The organism is Pseudomonas sp. K5002 (assembly GCF_013386655.1).
Lineage (GTDB): Bacteria > Pseudomonadota > Gammaproteobacteria > Pseudomonadales > Pseudomonadaceae > Aquipseudomonas.
The window spans coordinates 538-1,952 of record NZ_JACARK010001124.1 but is presented as its reverse complement, the minus strand read 5'-3'; the positions used below and the strand labels follow the sequence as shown (position 1 = coordinate 1,952).

Sequence of the window (1,415 nt, the reverse complement as noted above, 5' to 3'; positions counted from 1 at the left end):
CGCATTGGTGCATCGCCCACCCCCACAGCCCGGTCACGGCTCGCGCGCACCACGATTGCGCGCCCCGGCACAGCCTTTGCAATCACTCCCTCATCACATCATTGAGTCATGGAGATTGCACAATGAAGCGTCGCAGCTTGATCAAGGCTTTCACACTGTCGGCATCCATCGCCGCGATGGGCATGACCTGGACGGTACAGGCCGCCGAGACCATCAAGGTCGGCATCCTGCACTCGCTGTCCGGGACCATGGCGATCTCCGAGACCTCGCTCAAAGACATGGCGCTGATGACCATCGACGAGATCAACGCCAAGGGCGGCGTGAACGGCAAGATGCTCGAACCGGTAGTGGTGGACCCGGCTTCCAACTGGCCGCTGTTCGCTGAGAAGGGCCGCCAGTTGCTGACCCAGGACAAGGTCGCCGTGGTGTTCGGTTGCTGGACCTCGGTGTCGCGTAAATCGGTATTGCCGGTGTTCGAAGAACTCAACGGCCTGCTGTTCTACCCGGTGCAATACGAAGGCGAAGAGATGTCGCCGAACGTGTTCTATACCGGTGCGGCGCCGAACCAGCAGGCGATCCCGGCGGTGGAATACCTGATGAGCGAAGAAGGCGGCGGCGCCAAGCGCTTCTTCCTGCTGGGCACCGACTACGTGTACCCGCGCACCACCAACAAGATTCTGCGTTCGTTCCTGCACTCCAAAGGCGTAGCGGATAAAGACATCGAAGAGGTCTACACCCCGTTCGGCCACAGCGATTACCAGACCATCGTGGCCAACATCAAAAAATTCTCCGCCGGTGGCAAGACCGCAGTGATCTCCACCGTGAACGGCGACTCCAACGTGCCGTTCTACAAAGAGCTGGCCAACCAGGGCCTGAAGGCTACCGACGTACCGGTCGTCGCCTTCTCCGTGGGTGAAGAAGAACTGCGCGGCATCGACACCAAGCCGCTGGTGGGCAACCTCGCCGCCTGGAACTACTTCCAGTCGGTGGAGAACCCGGTGAACAAGAAATTCGTCGCAGACTGGAAAGCCTACGCCAAGGCCCACAACCTGCCGGGCGCGGACAAAGCCGTGACCAACGACCCGATGGAAGCCACCTACGTGGGCATCCACATGTGGGCGCAGGCGGTGGAGAAAGCCAAGTCCACCGACGTCGACAAAGTGCGTGAAGCCATGGCCGGGCAGACCTTTGCCGCGCCGTCCGGTTTCACCCTGACCATGGACAAGACCAACCACCACCTGCACAAGCCGGTGATGATCGGCGAGATCCAGTCTGACGGGCAGTTCTCGGTGGTGTGGCAGACCCAGGAGCCGATTCGGGCGCAGCCATGGAGCCCGTACATTCCGGGGAATGACAAGAAGCCGGATTACGCCGTCAAGAGCAACTAAGACCGCCGCACTGATCGTTCCCACGCT

1 protein-coding gene is annotated in these 1,415 nt (G+C 60.9%); it reads left to right on the top strand.

The features are described 5' to 3' along the window. Positions 1-122 precede the first annotated feature (122 nt). Positions 123-1,388, top strand: a complete 1,266-nt coding sequence (urtA, locus tag HX846_RS33955) for an urea ABC transporter substrate-binding protein (protein WP_003217372.1) — start codon at positions 123-125, stop codon at positions 1,386-1,388. Positions 1,389-1,415 lie beyond the last annotated feature (27 nt).